A 22,583-nucleotide genomic window follows, 5' to 3' on the forward strand; every position below is an offset into this window, starting at 1 on the left:
AGCCATGTCCGCCGGCCGCGTTTGAGCGCACGGCAGCCTTGGCGACACCGATACCCTGACACCATACCGACCCAAGAGCCGCACCCCATGACCTCCACCCTGCCCTTTTTGCCATTTTCCAAACCCACCATCGACGAAGCGACCATCACCGCCGTCGGCGAAGTGCTGCGCTCGGGCTGGATCACCAGCGGCCCGAAAGTGCAGGCCTTCGAAGCCCAGCTATCCGAGTATTTCGGCGGGCGTCCCGTGCGCACCTTCAATTCGGGCACGTGCACCATGGAAATCGCGCTGCGCATCGCCGGCATCGGCCCCGGCGACGAAGTCATCACCACGCCCGTATCGTGGGTAGCGACGGCCAACGTCATCATCGAAGTGGGCGCCACGCCCGTGTTCGCCGACATCGACCCCGTCACCCGGAATATCGACCTCGACAAGCTGGAAGCGGCCATCACCGCGCGCACGAAAGCCATCATCCCCGTCTACCTGTCCGGCTTGCCCGTCGACATGGACCGCCTGTACGCGATCGCTGACAAGTACAATCTGCGGGTCGTGGAAGACGCGGCGCAAGCGTTCGGCTCCACGTGGAAGGGCAAGCGCATCGGCGCGTTTGGCGACTTCGTCTCGTTCAGCTTCCAGGCCAACAAGAACATCACCACGGGCGAAGGCGGCTGCCTCGTCCTGAACAACCTGGAAGAAGCGAAACTGGCCGAAAAATACCGGCTGCAGGGCGTCACGCGCAGCGGCGTCGACGGCATCGATGTCGACGTGCTGGGCGGCAAATACAACATGAGCGACATCATGGCCGCCATCGGCCTGGGCCAGTTCGCCAATATCGACGCCATCACGGCCCACCGCCGCGCGCTGGCGCGCCACTATTTCGCGCAGTTCGGCAGCGACTTCGAAGCGCAGAGCGGCGCCCGGCTGCCCGTGCAGGACTTTGAAAACAGCAACTGGCACCTGTTCCAGATCATCCTGCCCGACAACGGCCCCGGCACACGCGCCGCCTTCATGCAGCAAATGGCGCAGCAAAACGTGGGAACGGGCTATCATTACGCACCGATCCACCTGTTTACCATGTACCGCGAACGCGGCTTTACCGAGGGCATGTTCCCCGTCTCGGAACAGATCGGCCGCCTGACCGTGACCTTGCCGATGTTCTACGCCATGACGACACAGGACGTGGAGCGCGCCGTCGCCACCGTCAAATCCATCCTCATCAAATGAGCAGCGCGCCGATGAAACCTGAACTGTCCGTTATCATTCCGATCTACAACGAGCAGGATGGCCTGGCCGCCCTGTTCGCCCGCCTGTATCCGGCCCTCGACGCCCTGCAGACAAGCTACGAGATCATCTTCGTCAACGATGGCAGCCGCGACAATTCGGTGGCCATCCTGGCGGAACAGTTCCGCCAGCGCCCCGACGTCACGCGCGTCGTCTTGTTCAACGGCAATTATGGCCAGCACATGGCCATCCTCGCCGGTTTTGAAGCGTCGCGCGGGCAGATCATGGTCACGCTCGACGCCGACCTGCAGAATCCGCCCGAAGAAATCGGCAACCTGGTGGCGAAGATGCGCGAAGGCTACGATTACGTGGGCTCGATCCGGCGCAAGCGGCAAGATTCCGCCTGGCGCACCCTGGCCTCGAAGATGATGAACCGGCTGCGCGAGCGCATCACCAACATCAAGATCACGGACCAGGGCAATATGCTGCGCGCGTATGGCCGCAACGTGATCGACCTGGTCAACCAGTGCGCCGAAGTCAACACCTTCGTGCCCGCCCTGGCCTACACGTTTTCCCGCAAGCCCACGGAAATCACCGTCGAGCACGAGGAACGGGCAGCCGGCGAGTCGAAATATTCGCTGTACAGCCTGATCCGCCTCAATTTCGACCTGGTCACGGGCTTTTCGCTGATACCCCTGCAAATCTTTTCGATGCTGGGCATGCTGCTGTCATTCAGTTCGGCCGGGCTGGTGATCTATCTGCTGGCGCGCCGCTTCCTGTTCGGCGCCGAGGCGCAGGGCGTGTTTACCCTGTTCGCCATCGCCTTCTTCCTGATGGGCGTGATCCTGTTCGGCATCGGCCTCGTGGGCGAATACGTGGGACGCATCTTCCAGCAAGTGCGCGCCCGCCCCCGCTACGTGGTGCAAACCATCCTGCAGGACGGCATGGCCCAGGCGGAAGCCGAGGCGCCATCGCACGTGCGCCTGGAAAAACGCCAGGTGGGCCGCTGATGGGCGCCCCGCGCGCCGTCGTCTTCGGCTACCACAATGTGGGCGTGCGCTGCATCAAGGTGCTGCTGGCCGGCGGCGTCGATATCGCCCTCGTCGTCACGCACGAAGACAGCCCCACGGAAAACCTGTGGTTCGAATCCGTCGCCAGCCTTTGCCAGGCTGAAGGCATCCCCTACATCACGCCATCGGACGCGCGCGCGCCCGAACTGCTGGCGCAGGTGCGGGCGGCAACACCGGACATGCTGTTCAGTTTTTACTACCGCCACATGCTGCCGGCCAGCATTCTGGAAGTCGCGCCCGCCTACAATATGCACGGTTCGCTGCTGCCGCAGTTCCGCGGCCGCGCACCGGTCAACTGGGCCGTGCTGCATGGCGCCCCGCAAACGGGCGCCACCCTGCATGAAATGACGGTCAAACCGGACGCCGGCGCCATCGTCGCGCAAACGGCCGTGCCCATCCTGCCCGACGACACGGCCTTCGAAGTCTTCGGCAAGGTCACCGTGGCGGCGGAGCAAACCTTGTGGAACGTGCTGCCGGCCTTGCTGGACGGCACGGCGCCGCGCCAGCTCAACGATTTGCGCCAGGGCGGCTACTTTGGCGGACGTACGCCGGAAGACGGCCGCATCGACTGGAAGTTACCGGCGCAGCAGGTGTACAACCTGCACCGGGCCGTCGCGCCCCCATATCCCGGCGCGTTCACCGAAGTCAACAATGTTATTTACACCATCGAAACAGCCCGTTTAAGCAAGCATTCGGCAGGAAGTTTGCCACCGGGCTTGGCCGTAGTGGATAATTGCATCTTTGGCGTCTGCGGAGACGGCCGCATGCTGGCCATTTCCGCGCTGAGGGCTGCCGGGGAGCCGATTTCGGCTCAGCAATTGCAAGCAAGTCTGACCACCCGCGTCAGCACACACTGATATCACACACGAGAATCTCACATGAAAAAAGTCCTCATCTTAGGCGTCAACGGCTTCATCGGCCACCACCTGTCCAAGCGCATTCTGGAAACCACCGACTGGCATGTCTACGGCATGGACATGAACACGGACCGCATCACGGAATTGCTGGAAGATGACAACTACAAGTCGCGCATGCACTTCTTCGAAGGCGACATCACGATCAACAAGGAATGGGTCGAGTACCACGTCAAGAAGTGCGACGTGATCCTGCCGCTGGTGGCCATCGCCACGCCATCGACCTACGTCAAGCAGCCGCTGCGCGTCTTCGAACTGGACTTCGAAGCCAACCTGCCCATCGTCCGCTCGGCCGCCAAGTACGGCAAGCACCTGGTCTTCCCGTCGACGTCGGAAGTGTATGGCATGTGCCATGACGAGGAATTCGATCCGGAAAACTCGGAACTGATCTGCGGCCCGATCAACAAGCCGCGCTGGATCTATTCGAACGCCAAGCAGCTGATGGACCGCGTGATCTGGGGCTACGGCATGGAAGGCTTGAACTTCACGCTGTTCCGTCCCTTCAACTGGATCGGCGCCGGCCTGGACTCGATCCACACGCCAAAAGAAGGTTCCTCGCGCGTGGTGACGCAATTCTTCGGTCATATCGTGCGCGGCGAAAACATCTCGCTGGTCGACGGCGGCGCGCAAAAACGCGCGTTCACCTACATCGACGACGGCATCGACGCGCTGATGCGCATCATCGCCAACAAGAACGGCATCGCCAGCGGCAAGATCTACAACATTGGCAATCCGACCAATAACTATTCGATCCGCGACCTGGCCGGCATGATGCTGACCCTGGCCGCCGAATACCCGGAATACGCCGAAGGCGCGAAACACGTGAAAATCGTGGAAACGACCTCGGGCGCCTACTACGGTGCCGGCTACCAGGATGTGCAAAACCGCGTGCCGAAAATCACGAATACCTGCGAAGAGCTGGGCTGGGCGCCGACCACCACCATGGCCGATTCCCTGCGCAATATTTTCGACGCCTACCGCAGCCAGGTAGCCCAAGCCAAAGCCCTGATGGATTAATGTTGAGCAAGCCGTTCCTGACCCTGAAAATCGACGTCGATACCTATCGCGGCACCCGTGAAGGCATGGGCAATCTGGTGCGCATGCTGACCGCGCACCAGGCCAAGGCCACCTTTCTGTTCTCGCTGGGCCCCGACCATACGGGCTGGGCTCTGCGGCGCGCCTTGCGGCCCGGCTTTTTCAGCAAGGTGTCGCGCACGTCGGTAGTCGAGCACTACGGCTTGAAAACATTGATGTACGGCACCTTGCTGCCGGGACCCGATATCGGCAAGCAATGCGCGGCGCAATTGCGCGCCGTGCGCGATGCCGGTTTCGAGTGCGGCATCCACACCTGGGATCACACCCTGTGGCAAGACAACGTGGCCAAGCGTAACGCCGCCTGGACCATCAACATGATGCGCAAGGCCGCCAACCGCTACGAACAGGTGTTTGGCGCCAAGCCGCACACGCACGGCGCGGCCGGCTGGCAAATGAATGTCAGCGCCTTTGTCGAACACGACACGGCCGGCTACCGCTTTGCCTCCGATGGCCGCGCCATGCTCGATGCGCGCGGCGCCATGACGCAGCCGTCGCAAGGCCCGCACCGCGTGCGCAACGGCAACACCATCCTGCAATGCGTGCAACTGCCCACCACCCTGCCCACCCTGGATGAATTGCTGGGCTGTGAAATCGACGGCAAACTGATCACCACCGGCAATGTTGCAGAGCACATATTATCGCTGACGGCGGACAATCCCCGCGATCACGTGTATACCTTGCATGCGGAACTTGAAGGACAGAAACTCGCCCCCATTTTCGAACAACTGCTGGCTGGCTGGAAAGCCCAGGGCTACCAGTTTGCAGCGATGGGCGATTACTATGAAAAGATAAAAGATGCGGACTTGCCCGTTTGCCCCATCACTTGGGATGAGTTGCCAGGGCGTTCGGGACGCCTGATTGTGCAGGGCAAAGCGGCCTGAATGCTGTATTGTTGCACCTGGATGCGTTGCCAGATTAAAAACCAGCGCTGATGATCACCGTTCAGGAGAGAACCTGTGGCTGATAGCCAATCCCTCGTTAGCATACCCGACTTTAGCGCCGCGATGACCAGCGGCAAAACCTTTCAGTTGCTGGGCCGTCCGGCCAAGGCCACCGTGCTGTTTTTCTATCCGAAGGACAACACTCCTGGCTGCACCACGGAAAACATCGCTTTCCGTGACGCGTATCCGCAATTTGTTGCCGCCGGCGTGGAAATCTACGGCATCAGCCGCGATTCCCTGCGCTCGCACGAAAGCTTCAAAGCCAAGCTGGAACTGCCGTTCGAGCTCATTTCCGACCCGGACGAAGCCGTTTGCCTGCTGTTTAACGTCATGAAGATGAAGCAGATGTACGGCAAGACGGTCCGTGGCGTCGAGCGCAGTACGTTTGTGATTGACGCCCAGGGCCGATTGGTGAAAGAATGGAGAGGCGTGAAGGTCGCAACTCACGTGGAAGAAGTGCTGGAATTCGTAGCGCATCTGAATTGATCGTCCATTTTGATCCAATGCGTGTTGTCGGCTTCCAGCGAGCCTGGTTCAACCGCAGTTCAGTCACGGTACCTATCGCCATTTTGAGTCAACGAAGCGCCTCCATCCACTCCGCCAGGCGGGCCAGCAGCCCGCCGATGGCGTCCATGACCGGCCATGCTGCCGGCCTTCCGGCAGTTTCTCGTCCTGTAGCATTGTTGTTCCCCCGCATCCACCCCATGAGAAGTGCCGCCAGAAGCTGGCTGCCCATGGGCGATTCATTCCAGAAATTTTTTGATTGAGATCCTGATGCCACTGCCAAAATTACCGAGCAAGCCAGCCACCATCCTGGCCACCCAAGATTACCCAACCGCAGGCGCGGCGCGCCCGGCCACCAAAACCCCGGCAGCCAAGAAAGCGGCTGCACCGATCATTGAAGCGGCGATCGCCGAAGTTGCCAAACCGGTCCGCAATGCGGCCACGAAGATCAAGCAAGTGGCGGCCCTGATGGTCGCCAAGCCGGCGCCTGCGCCAGCCGTTGCCGCACCTGCGGCCGCGCCTGCCGCCGTTGCTGCGCCTGCAGCGAAAGCCAAGCCGGCCGCAAAAGGCAAGGTCACGCCGATCAAGCCCGCCAAGCAAGCCGAGCAGCCGCATCCGGCCAAGCACAAGCCTGTGGAAGTGCAGCTCAAGTCGTCCGCCAGCCGCGCCGCCGACCAGCGCGGCATCAGCAAGCTGTTCGTGCTCGACACGAACGTGCTGATGCACGATCCATCGTCGCTGTTCCGCTTCGAGGAACACGACGTGTATCTGCCGATGATGACCCTGGAAGAGCTGGACAACCATAAAAAGGGCATGACGGAAGTGGCGCGCAATGCACGCCAGGTCTCGCGCACCCTCGACGCCCTGATCAGCAATACGGACGACGACGCCATCGAACACGGCATCCTGCTGTCCAAGCTGGGCAACAAGGACGCCAAGGGCCGTCTGTTCTTCCAGACGCGCCTGCAAAGCGCCGACCTGCCGGCAGGATTGCCAGTGGGCAAGGCCGACAACCAGATCCTCGCCGTCGTGCGCTCGCTCGAGTCGGAGCAGGAAGGCCGTCCCGTCGTGCTGGTGTCGAAAGACATCAACATGCGCATCAAGGCGCGCGCGCTGGGCTTGCCGGCCGAAGATTACTTCAATGACCATGTGCTGGAAGACACGGACTTGCTGTACTCGGGCATCGTGCAATTGCCGGACGACTTCTGGAACAAGCATGGCAAGGACATGGAATCGTGGCAGGAAAGCAAGAACGGCTACAGCTCCACGTTCTACCGCGTGACGGGCCCGTTCATTCCATCGTTGCTGGTCAACCAGTTCATCTATCTGGAACCGAAAAACGGCGAAACGCCGTTCTATGGCCAGGTGAAACAGATCAACGGCAAGACGGCCGTGCTGCAAACCCTGCGCGACTTCAGCCACACGAAGAACAATGTGTGGGGCGTGACGGCGCGCAACCGCGAGCAGAATTTCGCGCTGAACTTGCTGATGAATCCGGAATGCGACTTCGTCACCCTGCTGGGCCAGGCCGGTACCGGCAAGACCCTGCTGGCCCTGGCCGCCGGCCTGGCGCAAGTGCTGGAAACCAAGCTCTACAATGAAATCATCGTCACCCGCGTGACGGTGCCGGTGGGCGAAGACATCGGTTTCCTGCCAGGCACGGAAGAAGAAAAGATGTCGCCATGGATGGGCGCCTTCGACGACAACCTGGAAGTGCTGAACAAGTCCGACTCCGATGGCGGCGAATGGGGCCGCGCGGCAACGCAAGACCTGATCCGCTCGCGCATCAAGATCAAGTCGCTCAACTTCATGCGCGGCCGCACGTTCGTGAACAAGTTCCTCATCATCGATGAAGCGCAGAACTTGACGCCGAAGCAAGTCAAGACCCTGGTCACGCGCGCCGGTCCCGGCACGAAGATCCTGTGCCTGGGCAACATCGCACAGATCGACACGCCGTACCTGACGGAAGGCTCGAGCGGCCTGACCTACGTCGTCGACCGCTTCAAGGGCTGGACCCACAGCGGCCACGTCACCTTGGCCCGCGGCGAGCGCTCGCGCCTGGCCGACCACGCCAGCGAAGTGCTGTAAGTTATTATCAGCGCGGCTTCAACGCCGCGTTCACGATCGAAAGCCCCGGCTGCAGCGATGCGACCGGGGCTTTTTTCATGTGCGCGACTTTTCGTGGCGGCATGTTCTAATACCGCTCCTTTTCCTCTGGACACATTGCCCGATGCATCCCGCCTTTCAGTTGTTGCTCTGCTTCATCCTCTTCATGCTCATCCACATTTCCGTCATGGCCATGTGCGCCCGCGCATTGGGCATCGCCGTGCGCGGCATCAGCTACGGCGTGGGCCCAACTCTGCTGACCGTGGGGAAAAGCCATCTCAAGCTGCTGCCACTGGCCGGCAATGTGGTGCTGAAGGATACGCGCGAGGAAACCTTGTATGACGATGATCGCTGCCTGGACGCCTATAACTTCCAGCCGCTGTGGAAGCAGGTGCTGCTGCCATTGAGCGGAGTGGGAGTGCTGCTGGCCTTGTCGCTGGGCATCATGGGAGCCTCGGGCTGGGACAGCTTTGTCGCTGCCTTCGGACAAATCATCCACGGCGCGCTGGCGCCGTTGTCGACGGCGCAGGCATTGCTGGGGGATGGAGAAAGCTTTGCCCGCACGCACGGCTTTGCGCTCGTGTTCGCCCTGTTCTCATTGAAACTGTGCGCGTTCAACCTGCTGCCGTTTGCCAGTTTGAACGGGGGCCAGGCGCTGCTGGCCATCGCGCGCGGCGGCAAGCCGTACGTGGCATGGGAAGAGTCCGTGGCGAAAAGGCTAATGCTGCCGGGGCTGGCGGTTTTGCTGGCGTGGCTGGTGGCTTTCGGCTGGTATGGCTGGCAGGCGCTGGGGGCGTAAGGAACGCCCCCGAGGCCGCCCGGTCAGCCGACCAGCACCAGCTTGCGGTTGACGAATTCCATGATGCCCAGGTCGGACAATTCGCGGCCGTAACCCGAATGTTTCACGCCACCAAATGGCAGTTCAGGCGCCGTGACGGCGGGCGAGTTGATGAATACCATGCCCGTATCGATGCGGCTGGCCAGGCGCTTGCCGCGCGCGACGTCTGCCGTGATGACGGTGCCACCTAGGCCGAAGGGCGAATCGTTGGCCAGGGCGATCGCCGCGTCGTCATCCTTGACGCGGAAAATCATGGCGACGGGAGCAAAGAATTCCTGATAATAGACAGGATTGCTTGGCGTCACTTCGGTGAGGATGGTCGGCGCCATGAAGTAGCCGGCACGCTCGATACGCTTGCCGCCCAGCAGCACTTTCGCGCCGCCTTCAACGGCCTGGCCGACTTGCTTGACGACCAGGTCCAACGCCGATTTGCTCGACAGCGGCGCCAGGGTCGTGGCGGCATCCATCGGGTCGCCTGGCTGCAGCTTGGCCAGCTCTGCCTGGAAGCGTTCGACAAAGGCATCCGCAATGCTGTCGACCAGGATAAAGCGCTTCGAGCCGTCGCAAACCTGGCCCGCATTCTGGATGCGGCCGATGACGGCCAGCTTGACGGCCAGGTCCATGTCGGCGTCGTCCAGGACGATGAAGGCATCGCTGCCGCCCAGTTCCATCGTGGTTTTTTTCAGGGCCTTGCCGGCCGTGGCCGCCACAGAGGCGCCGGCGCGCTCGCTGCCCGTCAGCGCCACGCCCTGCACGCGCGGGTCGGCAATGGCAGTGGCCACTTGCTCGCTGGACAAGAATGCGTTGGTGTAGGCGCCGGCCGGCGCGCCCGCGTCAAGGAACAGTTTTTCAAAGGCCAGTGCGCACTGGGGCACGTTGGACGCATGTTTCACTACCAGGGTATTGCCCGCCATCAAATTCGGACCCGCAACCCTGGCCAGCTGGTAATACGGGAAATTCCACGGCTCGACGCAGAAGATCACGCCCAGCGGCGCGATTTCCACGCTGGCCTCGCCGCGCTTGACGTCAAGTTGTTTGGGCGCAAGGAATTGCTCAGCATTATCCGCGTAGTAGTCGAGGATTTTCACGCACAGCGACACTTCCTGCCGCGCTTCCTTGAACAGCTTGCCCATTTCCATGGTGATCAATTTGGCGAAGTCATCGCCTTGTTCCTTCAGCAGCATGGCCGCTTTCTTGACGACTAGCTTGCGCTCGGCAAAGCTGCGCTGGCGCCAGTCGCCCTCGAAAGTCGCGGCTGCCTGGGCCAGCATAATGTCCATTTGCGCATCGCTATGCGGCGTGAAGGTCTGCTCGATCTGTTCGCTGTAGGGATTCGTGGTCTGATAGCTCATCTGGTTTCCTTGGTCTTGGCCCCCCGGGAGTGCGTGGGGTAGCTGGACAGTATGCTGGCGGACGCGTCGCGCGACAGTACGCACGCGAACATAGCGGGCCATGGCCGCAGGCGTCATGGCGGCCACGGTACGCACCAGCCGATCTCCCTCTTTGTCACGTGTCGCCATGTGCACCAGCATGCCGCTATTCTTTTTTGCAGACCTGTCGTATGCTCGACTCAGTGCCGCAAGGCAAACGGCAAAGGAAGCATTATTTTCACCTTCGACACCTGCGGCAAGCACCTGGCCCTATGGGCGATCCGGGCCTACCAGCGCCATCTCTCGCCCTGGAAGGGATTTCGCTGCGCTTACCGCGTGCTGACGGGGCGCGACAGCTGTTCCGCCTATGGCTACCGGGTGATTGAACGTCATGGCTTGCGCACGGGCCTGCCCTTGTTGCAACGCCGCTTGCGCGCCTGCGGCGAACGGCATCGCCAGCATCGGGAACTGCACCCGCAGGCACGGCGCAGCGGGCGCCGCCAGGCACAGGCGGGGTATTGCGACTGCGACGTTCCCATGTTCGACTGCGCCTGCGACTGCGCCGACGTAGCCAGCCTGGCTGATTGCTCACGGCCGGGCCGTGGCAAAAAACCGACGTGGTTTCGCAACGGCTATACAGCCAGTGCCGCACTGAAACGGCAGCAGGAAGAACACCGCAAGAAGATACGGCAGGGACAGACCCCGGAAAGCTGAAATTCACACAATATCTTATAAATGAAATATTCATTCATGAAATTAATAATACCCATTATCACTGTGAATTGGCCTGAAGCGGAGCGGCGGCCTATACTCAAGCCGTCTCCCCTACTCCGTTTCCCATGCACACCCTGCTCAGCCCGCATACATCGCGGGCTTTTTGTTCCCGGCCATTGCCGTTCTGTCTTTCCTCTTTTAGCGATCACCGGGTGCGCCGTTCGCCGCCAGCCCAGCCCCCGACAGGGAGCACAGCATGATCGTGCGCGAGCGTCCTTCGGCGCTGCGGTTGTTCCTCGTGGTGCGCGGTTCCGTCCTGCCGCGCATCCGCACCACGCTGATCGTCAACACCCTGATCGCCACCCTCGTCACCTGGTGCCACGGCACCTTGTTCGACCACAAGGTGATCCTCACGACCATCCCGTTTACCCTGATCGGCTTGCCGCTGGCCATCTTCCTGGGCTTTCGCAACACGGCCGCCTACGACCGCTACTGGGAAGCACGCAAGCTGTGGGGCGAACTGGTCTTGCGCAGCCGTAATTTCTCGCGCCAGTGCCAGACGATGATACGCGGCGACACGCCGGCCCACGCGAAGCTGGGTCTGGAAGACGTGCGGGTGCGCATGATTTACCGCGCCATCGCCTTTTGCCACGCCTTGCGCCACCAGCTGCGCGACACGCGCGGACCGGCCGACTTGCAACCGCTGCTGCGCCCGGCCGAATGGGAAGCGGCCTGCAAGGCGGCGAATCCGTCCGACTACCTGATGCTGCAGATGGGCCATGACCTGGCCGACTGCGTCCGGCAGGGCCGCATCGACAGCATCCTGGCCACACAGATCGATAACACGGTCTCGGCCATGGTGGCGGCGGGCGCTTCGTGCGAGCGTATCCGCAGCACGCCGATCCCGTTTTCGTATTCGCTGCTGCTGCACCGCACGGCGTATTTGTACTGTTTCCTGCTGCCCTTCGGCCTCGTCGATTCGCTCGGATTCATGACGCCGTTCGTCGTCGCCATCGTCGCCTACACTTTCTTTGGCCTCGACGCGCTGGGCGACGAAATCGAGGAGCCGTTCGGCGAGGATGCCAACGATCTGCCCCTGTCGGCCATGTGCCGCGCCATCGACATCAGCTTGCGCGAATCCGTGCAGGACGACAAGGTGCCGCCGCCCATGCAAGCTGTCGATTTCCTGCTGAATTGATCCGTAAGGCAGCTTTCCCCCTTGACCTTACCATCGGGGGAAGGCTTACAGTGGACACACTTAACCATTGAAGGAGTGCTTGCCATGTATCAGTTACAAGTTGAAAACATGAGCTGCGGCCATTGCGTCGGCTCGGTCACGAAAGCGGTGCAAGCCATCGATCCGCAAGCCCAGGTGCAGATCGACCTGGCCAGCAAGCGCGTCACGGTGGAATCGCCCGCCGAGCTGGGCGCCATCAGCGCGGCCATCGTGGAGGCGGGCTTTCCCGTCACCAGCGCGCAATAACAGCCACAGCAGCGTCACGACAGCCGGCCATTGCGCCGGCTGTTTTTTTATCCGTCCAGTGCGGGATAATGGCGGAAGATGCCGTCCTCATTGAAAGCGATTCTGCGCTTCGAGCGCAGGTAGCGGGCGATGTTCGGCCGCGCCGCCACCGTGTCGTGCAGGTCGGACAAGGCGGGATAAGCGGGTGCCAAACGCGCCATGGCTTGCGGAAAGGCATAACGCAAGCCGGCCAGCATCTGGAACAGCGACAGGTCGCCATACGTGAGCCTGGCACCCACCAGATACTGGCCGCGGCTGCGATTATTCAGCAGGACCTGGGTGAAATAATCGAGGAATTTCGGCAACCGTGTGTCGCGGAAATCCGCGCTGCGCAGCATGGCCGCCTGTTTCTGTTCCTCATAATATTGATTCATCGACAGCGGATGGTGCGTGTCGTGCACTTCCGTCAGCCAGTCGGCCATGGTCAGTTGCAGCTGGTTCAGCCATAAACGGCCGCTTTCCGCGCGCGGCGCCAGGCCCAGGCGCCGGCCCAGGTAGAACAGGATATTCGTCGTCTGGCCGATCAGCAAGTCGCCGTCGCGCAGCACGGGCGGCGCGTAGGCGGCCTGTGGCGTAGCACCGCCATCGAGGCAGGCCAGCATGGCGGGAACGCCTTGCCCCTTGCGTTCAGGCAAACGGGCGACGTCGCGGTACTCGGCGCCCGCCTCTTCCAGGGCCAGGCGGATGAATTCGCCGCGTCCCTGTATCGTGGGCCAGTAATACAGTTCATACGCCATACGCACCTCCGTTGATTTAACTCAATGGCAGCAAGCCTTCGCTTCCGTGTCGCCGGCCAGCCCCAGGCTTTGCAGGATGGGGCAATCGGGCTTGTCGTCGCCGTGGCACGATTGCGCCAGGTGCGCCAGGGTATCGCGCATTTCCGTCAGTTCGGCGATGCGCTTGTTGAGCTCGGCGACGTGGGCCAGCGCGATGCCTTTCACGTCCGCGCTGGCCCGCTGGTCGTTTTGCCACAGCGACAGCAACTCGCGGATCTGCTCGAGCGAAAAGCCCAGGCCCCGCCCGCGCTTGATGAAACGCAGCGCGTGCAAGTCGTTCGGCGTGTAGATGCGGTAACCGGCGTCGCTGCGCGCGCTGGGTTTTAACAAAGTAATGCTTTCATAGTAGCGTATCATTTTTGCCGATACGCCCGTTTCGCTTGCCGCCTGGCCGATATTCATCCTATGACTCCTTGGTATGCGCACTGCGGGCTTTCCAGCGGCGCAGCAACAGGGCATTGCTGATCACGCTGACCGAACTGAAGGCCATCGCCGCGCCCGCCACCATGGGGTTGAGCAGGCCGAAGGCGGCCAGCGGAATGCCGATCAGGTTATAAATGAAGGCCCAGAACAGATTCTGCCGTATCTTGCTGTAGGTGCGGCGCGAGATATCGATGGCGTCCGCCACCAGGGCCGGATCGCCGCGCATCAGGGTGATGCCGGCCGCATGCATGGCCACGTCCGTGCCCGTCGACATGGCGATGCCCACGTCGGCGGCCGCCAGCGCGGGCGCATCGTTGATGCCGTCGCCCACCATGGCCACCTTCGCGCCCTCGCCTTTCAGCGCGACGATTTTAGCGGTTTTATCGGCCGGCAGCATTTTCGCCGCCACCGTGTCGATGCCCAGCAGCTTGCCGACGGCGTCGGCGCTGCCCTGGTTGTCCCCGGTCAGCATCACGGTCTGGATGCCGAGGCTGTGCAGATGGGCGATGGCCGCCTGCGCGTTCGGCTTGACCTGGTCGGAAAAGGCGAACAGGCCCAGCAGTTCCCTGCCCGAAGCCAGCCATGAAATCGTGTTGCCCGTATTTTCCAGCGACAATGCCTGCTCCGCCAAAGGCGTCATGTCCACGTTCAATTCCTGCATCAGCCGCGTACTGCCCAGTTTCAACTCCAGGCCATCGACGCGGGCCGCCAGGCCGCGGCCCGGCAAGGCCGACAGGCCGGCGGCTGGCAAGGGTTCTATGTGGCGGGCGACAGCCGCGTCCAGCACGGCCGTCGCCAGGCTGTGCTCGCTTCCACGCTGGATGCTGGCCGCCAGCTGCAACAACCGTCCATCGTCGATCCCGTGCGCATGCAGGGCCGCCAGGGCAGGTTTGCCGATGGTCAAGGTGCCCGTCTTGTCGAACACGACGGTATTGACGGCATGCGCCACTTCCAGCGCTTCCGCATCCTTGATCAGGATGCCGTAGCGGGCAGCGACGCCCGTGCCTGCCATGATGGCCGTCGGCGTAGCCAGGCCCAGCGCGCAGGGGCAGGCGATGACCAGCACGGCCACGGCGTTGATAATGGCATTCTCCAGCTCGCCGGTGGCGAACCACCAGCCCAGCATGGTCAGCAGCGCCAGCACCAGCACCACGGGCACGAAGATCGCGCTGACCTTGTCGACCAGGTGCTGGATCGGCGCCTTGGCCGCCTGCGCATCTTCCACCAGGCGGATGATGCGCGACAAGGTCGTCTCGCCGCCCACGGCTTGCGTGCGCACCAGCAATAAACCATCGGCATTGATGGCGCCGCCCGTGACCTTGTCACCCGGATGCTTATCGACCGGCAAGCTTTCGCCCGTGATCAACGACTCGTTGATCTGGCTGGCGCCCTCCACCACCACGCCATCGACGGCCACCCGTTCGCCGGGGCGGATGACCACCAGGTCGCCCACTTTCACCTGTTCCACGGGCAAGTCGATCTCGACACCGTCGCGGCGCACGCGGGCCGACTCCGGGCGCAAGACTTGCAGCGCGCGGATGGCCGATGCCGTCTGGCGTTTGGCGCGGCTTTCCAGCCATTTGCCCAGCAGCACGAGGGTGATGACGACGGCCGAGGCCTCGAAATACAGATGCGGCAGCATCTCGCCCGCCGTCAGCCATTGATAGACGGACAAGCCATACGCGGCGCTCGTGCCCAGCGCCACCAGCAAATCCATATTGCCGCTGCCGGCACGGGCCGCCTTCCAGCCCGCCTTGTAGAAGCGCGCGCCAAAGTAAAACTGCACGGGTGTTGCCAGCGCGAATTGCATCCAGCCGGGCAGCATCAGGTGAATGCCGGCCCACTCAAGCAGCATGGGCAGCATCAATGGGAAGGCCAGCACGGCCGCGAACGCCACTTTCATGCCGTCGCGGTTGTGGGCCACTGCGGGTGCGCTGGCCTGGCTGGCGGCGGGCACGGTGGCTGCATAGCCGGCCTTGTCGATGGCGGCGATCAGGGCGCCCGCTTCCAGGCCGCCCGTCACCTTGATGCGCGCGCTTTCCGTCGCCAGATTGACGCTGGCGGCCAGCACGCCCGGCACCTTCAGCAGGGCTTTTTCCACCCGGCCCACGCAAGAGGCGCACGTCATGCCGGCGACGTTCAGGTCGATCTCACGCTGCGCCACGCTATAGCCGGCCTTTTCCACGGCTGCCTGCAGGGTGGCCAGGGGAATCGGCGTGTCGGAACTGATTTTGGCCACTTCCGTGGCCAGGTTGACGCTGGCCTGAGTGACGCCGGGCACGGCGGCCAGGGCCTTTTCCACGCGGCCCACGCACGAGGCGCAGCTCATGCCTTCGATGGCCAGCGCCTGCGCGTGCGCGGCGGCGGGAGGGGAAGCGGCGGGAGCGAGTGCACTCTGGTTCATGGCGGATCCTGTACGAAAGATTAACGAATAGGGTCAGGATCTGCTATCCAACGATGGGAAGGTCAAGCCCTATTTTCAGGGATTTCCCGGGCTTGCGTGAAAAACTTAGCGCACCACGCAATCGATGGCGGCAGGCTTGCTGCCGCCGGCAGAAGCGCCGCCACTTGAGGACGATGGCACGAAGGCCTGCGGCGGCGTGAACTGGATGCCCGGATTGACGGGCAGCAACGTGGGCGGCTGCTGGAAGTTGGGCGTAAAGCCGAACTGGCCCTGGGCAAAGTTGAGCGTGCCCGCAGGATTGGTCACATGAATCATGCCATCGAGCACCTGCACATACAGGCCGGGCGGGCTAGCCTTGGGTGCCGCTGGCCCGCCAGGTGCGGCCGGCGGCACGTAGCTGGCGATGAAGGTGGTGCCACGAATGCCGATGGTGGCCGCCGGCGTCTTCATCTCGAAGCGCTCCTTGTTACGCTTGCCCAGCAGACCGGTGACGGAGCGCAAGCCGCCCTTGAGCAAGCTGAAGATGGCGTGGTCGCCATCGGGCTGCTCGGCCGTGTAGCTGAATTGCTCGATCACGAAACTGGTATTCGGTTTCAGGATGATTTCGCTATTGTCGATCAGCTTGATCAATGCATAGGTTTCCTTTTCCGTCAGCAAGGTGTCACCCTGCTCGACCTCGGACTTGATGGCCAGGATTTTCACCTTGCCGTCCATCTTCTTGGCCATCAGCGGACCACTCAATTGCATGACGGTACCGGCCACCTGCCCGGCCCAGGCGTGCGCGCCCACGCACATCAGGGCCAGCCACAGCAAGGCCTTAATTGCAGTACATTTTTTTAGCGGCATCATCGAATTTGTATCCTGTAGGTTTATCTGTGGCATCGGCAACATCCTTGCTGTCTTTCTTCTTGTCGTCCGGCTTGGCTGGCGGCTTGGACACGAGCACATCATTGGCACGGTCGGCCTGCTTGATGATGCGCAAGGCTTCGTCGATGGCGGCGCTCGTGGCGGCGTCGATCGCGGGCTTGTCGATGGTGGTCGCCGGCAGGAAGATGGCATCCGCCATACCCACCGTGCCATTCGGCGCCAGCAGGGTCACGCCGCTGCGCTGGCGGTTGATGCGCACGCCCGCGTCACCCGTGATGCTGCCCGTTTTCGCCAGCACGCTCACGCTGCCCGCTGCCGGCAAGGTAACGCTGGCCGTGTCCGCAAAGCGTACGTAGCCTTCCGCGCTGGCGCTGAAATTGCCGCCGCTGGCGATATGCGCATTGCCGCCGACACGGATGTCGCCGCCCGCCGTCACGCTGACATCACGCGCCGCCAGCAACTGCGCGCCATCGCCGAGCAGCACGTCCGTGCTGGCATTGAGCGCAATGTCATTGCCCTCGATCTTGCCGTTGACGGTGACGGGGCTGTGCGCCGTCACGCTGACGTTGCCGCCATTCGCATTGATATTGCCGGCAGCGACGCCGCCCGTGTTGTCGATGGCGATATTGCCCGCGCCCGTGGTCAGCGTTCCCAGGGTCAAGGTGCCCGGTGCCGAGCTATTGTTCAGCGCAATGCCGCCCCCTGCGCTGTTGCTGGCGGTAAAACTGTTTACCTGGTTGCCCGCATTGCCCAGCACGATGCCGTCGCGCGCTTGCGCGGTCAGGCTGCCGGCGAGCAGCGCACCATCCTGGGCGATGGCGCCGGTCAAGGCGCTCAGCTGTACATCATTTGCCGCCAGGCTGGCGAAGCGCAAGTCGCCAGCCGCTTGCGTGATGGCCAACTGGCCTGCCAGCCGGATGGCGCCGGCAGTCTGATTAAAACTGTTGGCGACGAGCAAGTTACCATTGCCGCTCAGCACGCCGCCGCCTTGCGCGTAACGGTCCGCCGACAGGCTGCCGTTCAGCAGCAAGCTGCCGCCGTTGATTTCCAGGCCGGCCAGGCCGCCAAGCACGGAGCGGTCCAGCGTGCTCTCGCCCAGGGTCAGGCTGCCGCCCGTCAACAGCAAACCCGTCGCTGAGTTCAGGTTTTTCAGGGTGGTGTTGCCGGCCGCCGCGCTGTAGGTAACGATGCCCTTGCTATTGCTGAAGTCCACAGCCAGCACGTTCGCGCCTTCCGGCACCACGCCGCCGTCCCAGTTGGCCGCATCGCTCCACAAGCCGTTGCCGCTGCCTACCCAGGTGGACAATTGTTTTTGCGCAATCGTTGCCTGTGTGGTGCCGCCCGTCGTTTCCAGGATGTAATTACCCGCATCGGCACCCTCCAGGCGGAAACCGCTGGCCGTCACCAATTTCCCGGCGCCCGCATTCTTGTCGGCAAAGCTGCCGCTGCCGCCCACCACGCTGACCACATCCTGGTCCAGCACGCCGTTCGCCGACGCGCTGACAGTGGCGGAAGTCGTGCCGTCATACGTCTTGTTGACGCCATTGAAACTCACGTTCAGGATGCGCGCCGCGATGTCGGCCGTGGTCGTGCCCGCATTTCCCCTGAGCACGTAGTTACCCGCATCGCCGCCGCTCAGCGCCACATTCGTCACGTGCACGGCCTTGCCCGTTCCTGCTTTCTTGTTGCCAAACGCGGCATTGCCCGCCACCGTCAGGACGTCGCCCTGGATGCGGTCGTCACCAAACGTCACTTGCGCGCCCGTCGTGCCGTCGTAGGTCTTGTTGATGCCGTCAAAACTCACGTTCAGGGTGCGCGCCGTGATGTCGGCCGTCGTGCTGCCCGCATTTCCATTGAGCACGTAGTTGCCCGCATCGGCGCCCGTCAGGTGGCCCGTCGCCACCTGATAATCGACCACTTTGCCAGTACCCGCATTTTTGTCGCGGAAACTGCCCTGCAAGCCGGCCATACCGACCTGGTCGCCCGTCACGAGGCCTTCGAAATAGCCATTCAGGGCCGCCTGCAAGCTGCCGTCGTAGACGCGGTTTTGCGCGCCCGAGACGCCATAGTTCAGGACGCGCGCCGTGATGGCCGCCGTACCGTCCGCCGTCGTCGCGGCCAGGCTGTAATTGCCCAGTTCATTGCCGCCCAGGGCCAGGCCGCTCGCGTGCACGGCCTTGCTGCCGCCCACATTCTTGTCGAGGAAAGCGGCGCTGCCACTGATGCTGATGTTGTCGCCCGTCACCACGTTGCCCAGCACGAAACTGACGCCGTCGTAGCCCAGGGCGCCGTCATAGACCTTGCCATTGCCGCCGATGCCCACCGTCAGCGCGCGCGGCGTGATGGCAAAGGTCGTCGTGCCGCCCAGGGTGATGTCGTATTTGGTCGACCACAGGCCCGTCGCTGCATAACTGCCCACGTTGCGCGCGTTGCCGTAGCCTAGGCTGCCATTTACGCCCGTGTCGCCGTCAAGCAATCCCACATAGGCGATCGAACCGAGGAAGGCGGCCAGCTGGCCATCGTAGACCTTGCCCGCGGCGTTGCCCGAGAGGTTCACTTGCAGCGGTTTGAGGAAAGCCTTCAGCATCGGCGTCGTGTAGCCTTCGTAGATGCGCCAGGTGCTGCCGAAATTGTAGTCGTTGAAGCTGCCCTGCTGCCGCATCTGCGCCGTGCTGCGGCCGCTGGAGCCGCCGCCGTCGATCTGCACCAGCGACGTTTCAGAATTGAAAAAACCATAGCTGAACGGGGAACCGGCGGAGACGCGGCCGGCCACCGCGCCCACGGCCGCATAGCCGTCACCGGTCACGGCGCCGCTGCTGAAGACATGGCTGACGCTGCCCGTGCTTTCACCGACCAGCCCACCCATGTTTTCCCTGGCCAGGATAGGGTCGGCACTGCCGGCCCGGCCCACGGCGCCGCTGGCGTATGCATCGTCGATGCTGCCGCCGTTCAGGCCCACCAGGCCGCCGATGCTGCGCGCGCCAGTGACATTGCCGGTGGCATACGACTGGCTCAGCGCGCCCTGGTTGTTGCCGACCAGGCCGCCGATCATCGCGCGCGCGCCCGTCACCACGCCGGTCGCATATGAAGTCGCGATGCTGGCGCCGGACGCATTCCATCCCGCCAGGCCGCCGATGGCGCCGCCGTTGTCGGCATTGACGCCGGTGACGGCGCCGCTGCCGCTGGACATGGTGATGGCGCCGCCGTTGCTGCCCACCAGGCCTCCGACATTGCGCTGGCCGCTGACGGCCATGCTGCTGTTCACGCCATCGACGGTGCCGCTGACGACATTGCCCGCCAGCGCGCCCACGTCCGTAGTGCCGGTGACGCTGCCGCCGCTCAGGGTCAGATTGCGCAAGATGCCGCCCTGCACGGTGCCAAACAGGCCTGCCGCCGAACCGGACGCCAGACTGCGGTCGATTTTCAAATTGCTGAGAATAAATCCGCCGCCATCGAACACGCCGGAAAAACCGCTGCCACCGCCGGCGACCGGCACAAAGCCCTGGCCGTCGTTCCAGTTCGCGGTGCCGCTGGCATCGATATTGCCGGCCAGGCGATAGCTGTTGCCCAGACCCAGGCTGGCGATGCCTTGCAAGCCATAGATATCGGCGAGCAGGTACGGTGAAGCGAGACCGTCGCCGCCGGTCACGCGCAGGAAACTGGCGCCGCTGCCGATGGTGAAGTTTTTGGCGCTGAACCCGGGCAGGACCGCCGCGTTTTGCACCCAGGCGCCGCCGTCGAGCACAAAGCTGCCGTCCACCGCCACGGCGCCCGTGGCCGCGATGGCGGAAGCTGAATTGAGGTGCAGATCGCCGGTTCTGGCGAGCGCATCCGATATGCGCATGCCGCCCGTGTTCGTGCCGTCGCCGATGGTCAAGGACGCGGCCGAGATGCCGGCCAGCTCAACCGCGTTCAAGCTGAGGGCCGTGTCCGATTTGGTGCCCAGGTCGATGCTGCGCGAACTGCTCAGGGGTTTGATGATGACATTCGCGCCGCCCGCCGTGCCGCCGACATCAATGCCGCCGGCGAGGGTGATATTGTCGGCCTGCAGGGTCACCGTCTGGCCGGCGATGCCGCTGCCTGTGAGCTGGCTGGCGCCGCCCGACAGGCTGATGCCACCCTGCGCGTCATTTGCGCGCAAACTCAGGTTGCCGTTGCCGACATGAACCGCAGCGGCCCCGGCCACGCCAGCACCGGATAGCGAAATGTTGCCGCCGTTGCTGGTGATCGGTGCGTTCAGATTGACGTTCGATCCCAGGCCATAGTTGCCGCCGGTGCTAGCAGGGTCATTCGCCGACAGGGTCACATTGCCGCCATTGGTGCTGATGGCAGCGTACACATTGATGGTTTCGCCCGCCTGCGCCGTCAAGCTGACGCCGGCATTGAGCATGTTCACCGAACTGCTGAAATTGATGCGGTGCAGGGCCTGCAAAGTGACATCGCTGGTGGCGCCGGAGATGGTATCGGCGCCGATGCTGGTGCTGCCAGTCGACGGCATGTCGCTGAACTGATCGACATTGGCCAGGTCGCCGCCCGCCCCCTGCACCACGTCGATATCATACGGGTCAAGCAGCCAGTTGCCGCGCTTGCCGCGCGCCGCGCTGGTATTGACGCGGATGCCGTCGACGGCCAGGTAATGGCCGGACGTTTCCACGAAGCCGCCATCGCCGCCTTGTGCGCCGCCGCGCGCGGAAATGCTGCCGTGCACCTGCGCCGACTCATTGCCCCAGGCGATGACCTTGCCGCCGTTGCCGCTGTTGACGGCATCGGCAACGACGCTGGCGTCCTTGCCGACGAGTACCTGGCGCGCATTCTGCACGGCCGCGTTCTTGCCCTGGTAGTCGCCGCCCAGCAAGACCATGCCGCCGCCCGTGGCACCGCTGGCATCGACCTTCGCATTGCCCAGCAATCCCACCTGCTCGCCCAGCACCTGGATCTGGCCGCCCGTGCCGGCCGCGCCCGTGGCGCTGGTGACGCTGCCCGCTTCGAGCAGCGCCTTGCCGCTGGCCTTGAGCACGATCCTGCCGTTCTCGCCGACGACGGCGCTGTTCGCGTTGAGCACGCCGCGTTGGCTGACCAGCGCGCCGGCCATGCCGATGCCGCCGCCCTGGGCGATGATCTGCCCCAGGTTCAGCGCCTGGTCGCCTGGTGCCGAGACGAGCACGCGCAGCTGCGGATTGCCGGGGTCGGCCAGCTGCACGCTGCGCCCGGCAGCCAGGATCACTTCGCCGTTCGGCGCCGTGATGATGCCCGTGTTTTCCACGTTCGGCGCGATCAAGAGCACTTGCCCGCCCTTGCCCGCGTTGATGCTGCCTGCATTGCCGACGCCGCCTGCCACGCCGCCGGCCGTGAACTGGCGCTTGCCGGCCAGGAAATCCTCGTTCGTCATGCCCAGGCTGGACGCGACCAGCCCGTTCACGTCCACTTTCGCGCCCTGGCCGAAGACGATGCCGTTCGGGTTGATCAGGAAGACCTTGCCGTTCGATTCCAGGCTGCCCAGGATCTTGCTGGGATCTTGTCCCGTGATGCGGTTCAATACGGCGCTATTGCCGTTTTGCTGGATGAAGCGCGTGATTTCGCCCGCATGGATGGAAAAGCTCTGCCAGTTGATGATGGTGTTGGGCGTGTTCGTGATCGAGAAGATATTGCCCTGCTGGTTGAACGTCGCCTGTCCGTTGACCACCTGCGGCAAGGCGGGGTTGGCCTGCGCGGCGCCGAAACAGCCGGCCAGCAGCAGTGCCAGCGCCGTGCGGCGCAAAGGCGGCGCATAGGGTGGCGTCAGGATGAAAGCGGAGGCGTGCGGGACGTGGTTGTGCAT

General features: G+C 63.1%; 17 protein-coding genes. 11 read left to right on the forward strand and 6 right to left on the reverse strand.

What is annotated here, in order from left to right; all coding sequences use genetic code 11:
• Nucleotides 1–87 precede the first annotated feature (87 nt).
• From IGS55_RS08190 to IGS55_RS08225, 8 genes are all read left to right on the forward strand, one after another.
• Nucleotides 88–1,224 (forward strand): DegT/DnrJ/EryC1/StrS family aminotransferase, encoded by a 1,137-nt coding sequence (locus tag IGS55_RS08190; RefSeq protein ID WP_230517328.1) that lies wholly within the window; start codon nt 88–90, stop codon nt 1,222–1,224.
• Between the two features lie 11 nt (nt 1,225–1,235).
• Nucleotides 1,236–2,231: a glycosyltransferase gene (locus IGS55_RS08195; RefSeq protein ID WP_230517329.1), complete on the forward strand. Its 996-nt coding sequence runs from the start codon at nt 1,236–1,238 to the stop codon at nt 2,229–2,231.
• Nucleotides 2,231–3,148: a formyltransferase gene (locus IGS55_RS08200; protein WP_230517330.1), complete on the forward strand. Its 918-nt coding sequence runs from the start codon at nt 2,231–2,233 to the stop codon at nt 3,146–3,148. Before IGS55_RS08195 ends, IGS55_RS08200 begins: the two co-directional genes overlap by 1 nt.
• Before the next feature lie 21 nt (nt 3,149–3,169).
• Entirely contained in the window at nt 3,170–4,222 is a 1,053-nt protein-coding gene (locus IGS55_RS08205) for a bifunctional UDP-4-keto-pentose/UDP-xylose synthase (protein ID WP_230517331.1), read from the forward strand.
• Nucleotides 4,222–5,181: a polysaccharide deacetylase family protein gene (locus tag IGS55_RS08210; RefSeq protein ID WP_230517332.1), complete on the forward strand. Its 960-nt coding sequence runs from the start codon at nt 4,222–4,224 to the stop codon at nt 5,179–5,181. Before IGS55_RS08205 ends, IGS55_RS08210 begins: the two co-directional genes overlap by 1 nt.
• Nucleotides 5,182–5,256: 75 nt before the next feature.
• On the forward strand, nt 5,257–5,727 hold the full coding sequence (locus tag IGS55_RS08215; protein WP_034750445.1) for a peroxiredoxin: 471 nt from the start codon (nt 5,257–5,259) through the stop codon (nt 5,725–5,727).
• 288 nt (nt 5,728–6,015) lie between these two features.
• Nucleotides 6,016–7,833 carry a PhoH family protein gene (locus IGS55_RS08220; RefSeq protein WP_230517333.1) on the forward strand — a complete coding sequence of 606 codons (1,818 nt, stop codon included), beginning with the start codon at nt 6,016–6,018 and terminating at the stop codon, nt 7,831–7,833.
• Between the two features lie 142 nt (nt 7,834–7,975).
• Nucleotides 7,976–8,650, forward strand: coding sequence for a site-2 protease family protein (locus IGS55_RS08225; RefSeq protein ID WP_230517334.1), 675 nt, complete (start codon nt 7,976–7,978; stop codon nt 8,648–8,650).
• Nucleotides 8,651–8,673: 23 nt separating this feature from the next.
• Here IGS55_RS08225 and IGS55_RS08230 read toward each other — a convergent pair whose 3' ends face one another.
• Nucleotides 8,674–10,041: an NAD-dependent succinate-semialdehyde dehydrogenase gene (locus tag IGS55_RS08230; RefSeq protein ID WP_230517335.1), complete on the reverse strand. Its 1,368-nt coding sequence runs from the start codon at nt 10,039–10,041 to the stop codon at nt 8,674–8,676.
• Between the two features lie 51 nt (nt 10,042–10,092).
• Between IGS55_RS08230 and yidD the strand changes: the two genes are divergently transcribed.
• The 3 genes from yidD (at nt 10,093) to IGS55_RS08245 (ending at nt 12,256) form a co-directional block, all read left to right on the forward strand.
• Nucleotides 10,093–10,773 (forward strand): membrane protein insertion efficiency factor YidD, encoded by a 681-nt coding sequence (gene yidD / locus IGS55_RS08235; RefSeq protein ID WP_230517336.1) that lies wholly within the window; start codon nt 10,093–10,095, stop codon nt 10,771–10,773.
• Nucleotides 10,774–11,029: 256 nt separating this feature from the next.
• Entirely contained in the window at nt 11,030–11,971 is a 942-nt protein-coding gene (locus IGS55_RS08240) for a bestrophin family protein (protein WP_230517337.1), read from the forward strand.
• An 84-nt stretch (nt 11,972–12,055) separates the two neighbouring features.
• Nucleotides 12,056–12,256 (forward strand): heavy-metal-associated domain-containing protein, encoded by a 201-nt coding sequence (locus IGS55_RS08245; protein WP_034750458.1) that lies wholly within the window; start codon nt 12,056–12,058, stop codon nt 12,254–12,256.
• Nucleotides 12,257–12,303: 47 nt separating this feature from the next.
• Here the strand turns inward: IGS55_RS08245 and IGS55_RS08250 are convergent, their stop codons facing one another.
• The 5 genes from IGS55_RS08250 to IGS55_RS08270 all read right to left on the reverse strand — a co-directional run bounded on the left by IGS55_RS08250 (nt 12,304) and on the right by IGS55_RS08270 (nt 22,583).
• A complete protein-coding gene (locus IGS55_RS08250; RefSeq protein ID WP_230517338.1) occupies nt 12,304–13,032 on the reverse strand; it encodes a glutathione S-transferase in 729 nt (242 codons plus the stop codon).
• A 21-nt stretch (nt 13,033–13,053) separates the two neighbouring features.
• Complete coding sequence (gene cueR / locus IGS55_RS08255) at nt 13,054–13,473, reverse strand: Cu(I)-responsive transcriptional regulator (protein WP_099762866.1); 420 nt, start codon at nt 13,471–13,473, stop codon at nt 13,054–13,056.
• A gap of 1 nt (nt 13,474) precedes the next feature.
• Nucleotides 13,475–15,898, reverse strand: a complete 2,424-nt coding sequence (locus IGS55_RS08260; protein WP_268991930.1) for a heavy metal translocating P-type ATPase — start codon at nt 15,896–15,898, stop codon at nt 13,475–13,477.
• 105 nt (nt 15,899–16,003) lie between these two features.
• Nucleotides 16,004–16,747, reverse strand: coding sequence for a FecR family protein (locus IGS55_RS08265; RefSeq protein WP_230537182.1), 744 nt, complete (start codon nt 16,745–16,747; stop codon nt 16,004–16,006).
• Complete coding sequence (locus IGS55_RS08270) at nt 16,716–22,583, reverse strand: YDG domain-containing protein (RefSeq protein ID WP_230517339.1); 5,868 nt, start codon at nt 22,581–22,583, stop codon at nt 16,716–16,718. Before IGS55_RS08270 ends, IGS55_RS08265 begins: the two co-directional genes overlap by 32 nt.

This window comes from Janthinobacterium sp. EB271-G4-3-2 (assembly GCF_020858035.1).
In the GTDB taxonomy this organism is placed as follows: Bacteria; Pseudomonadota; Gammaproteobacteria; order Burkholderiales; family Burkholderiaceae_D; genus Janthinobacterium; species Janthinobacterium aestuarii.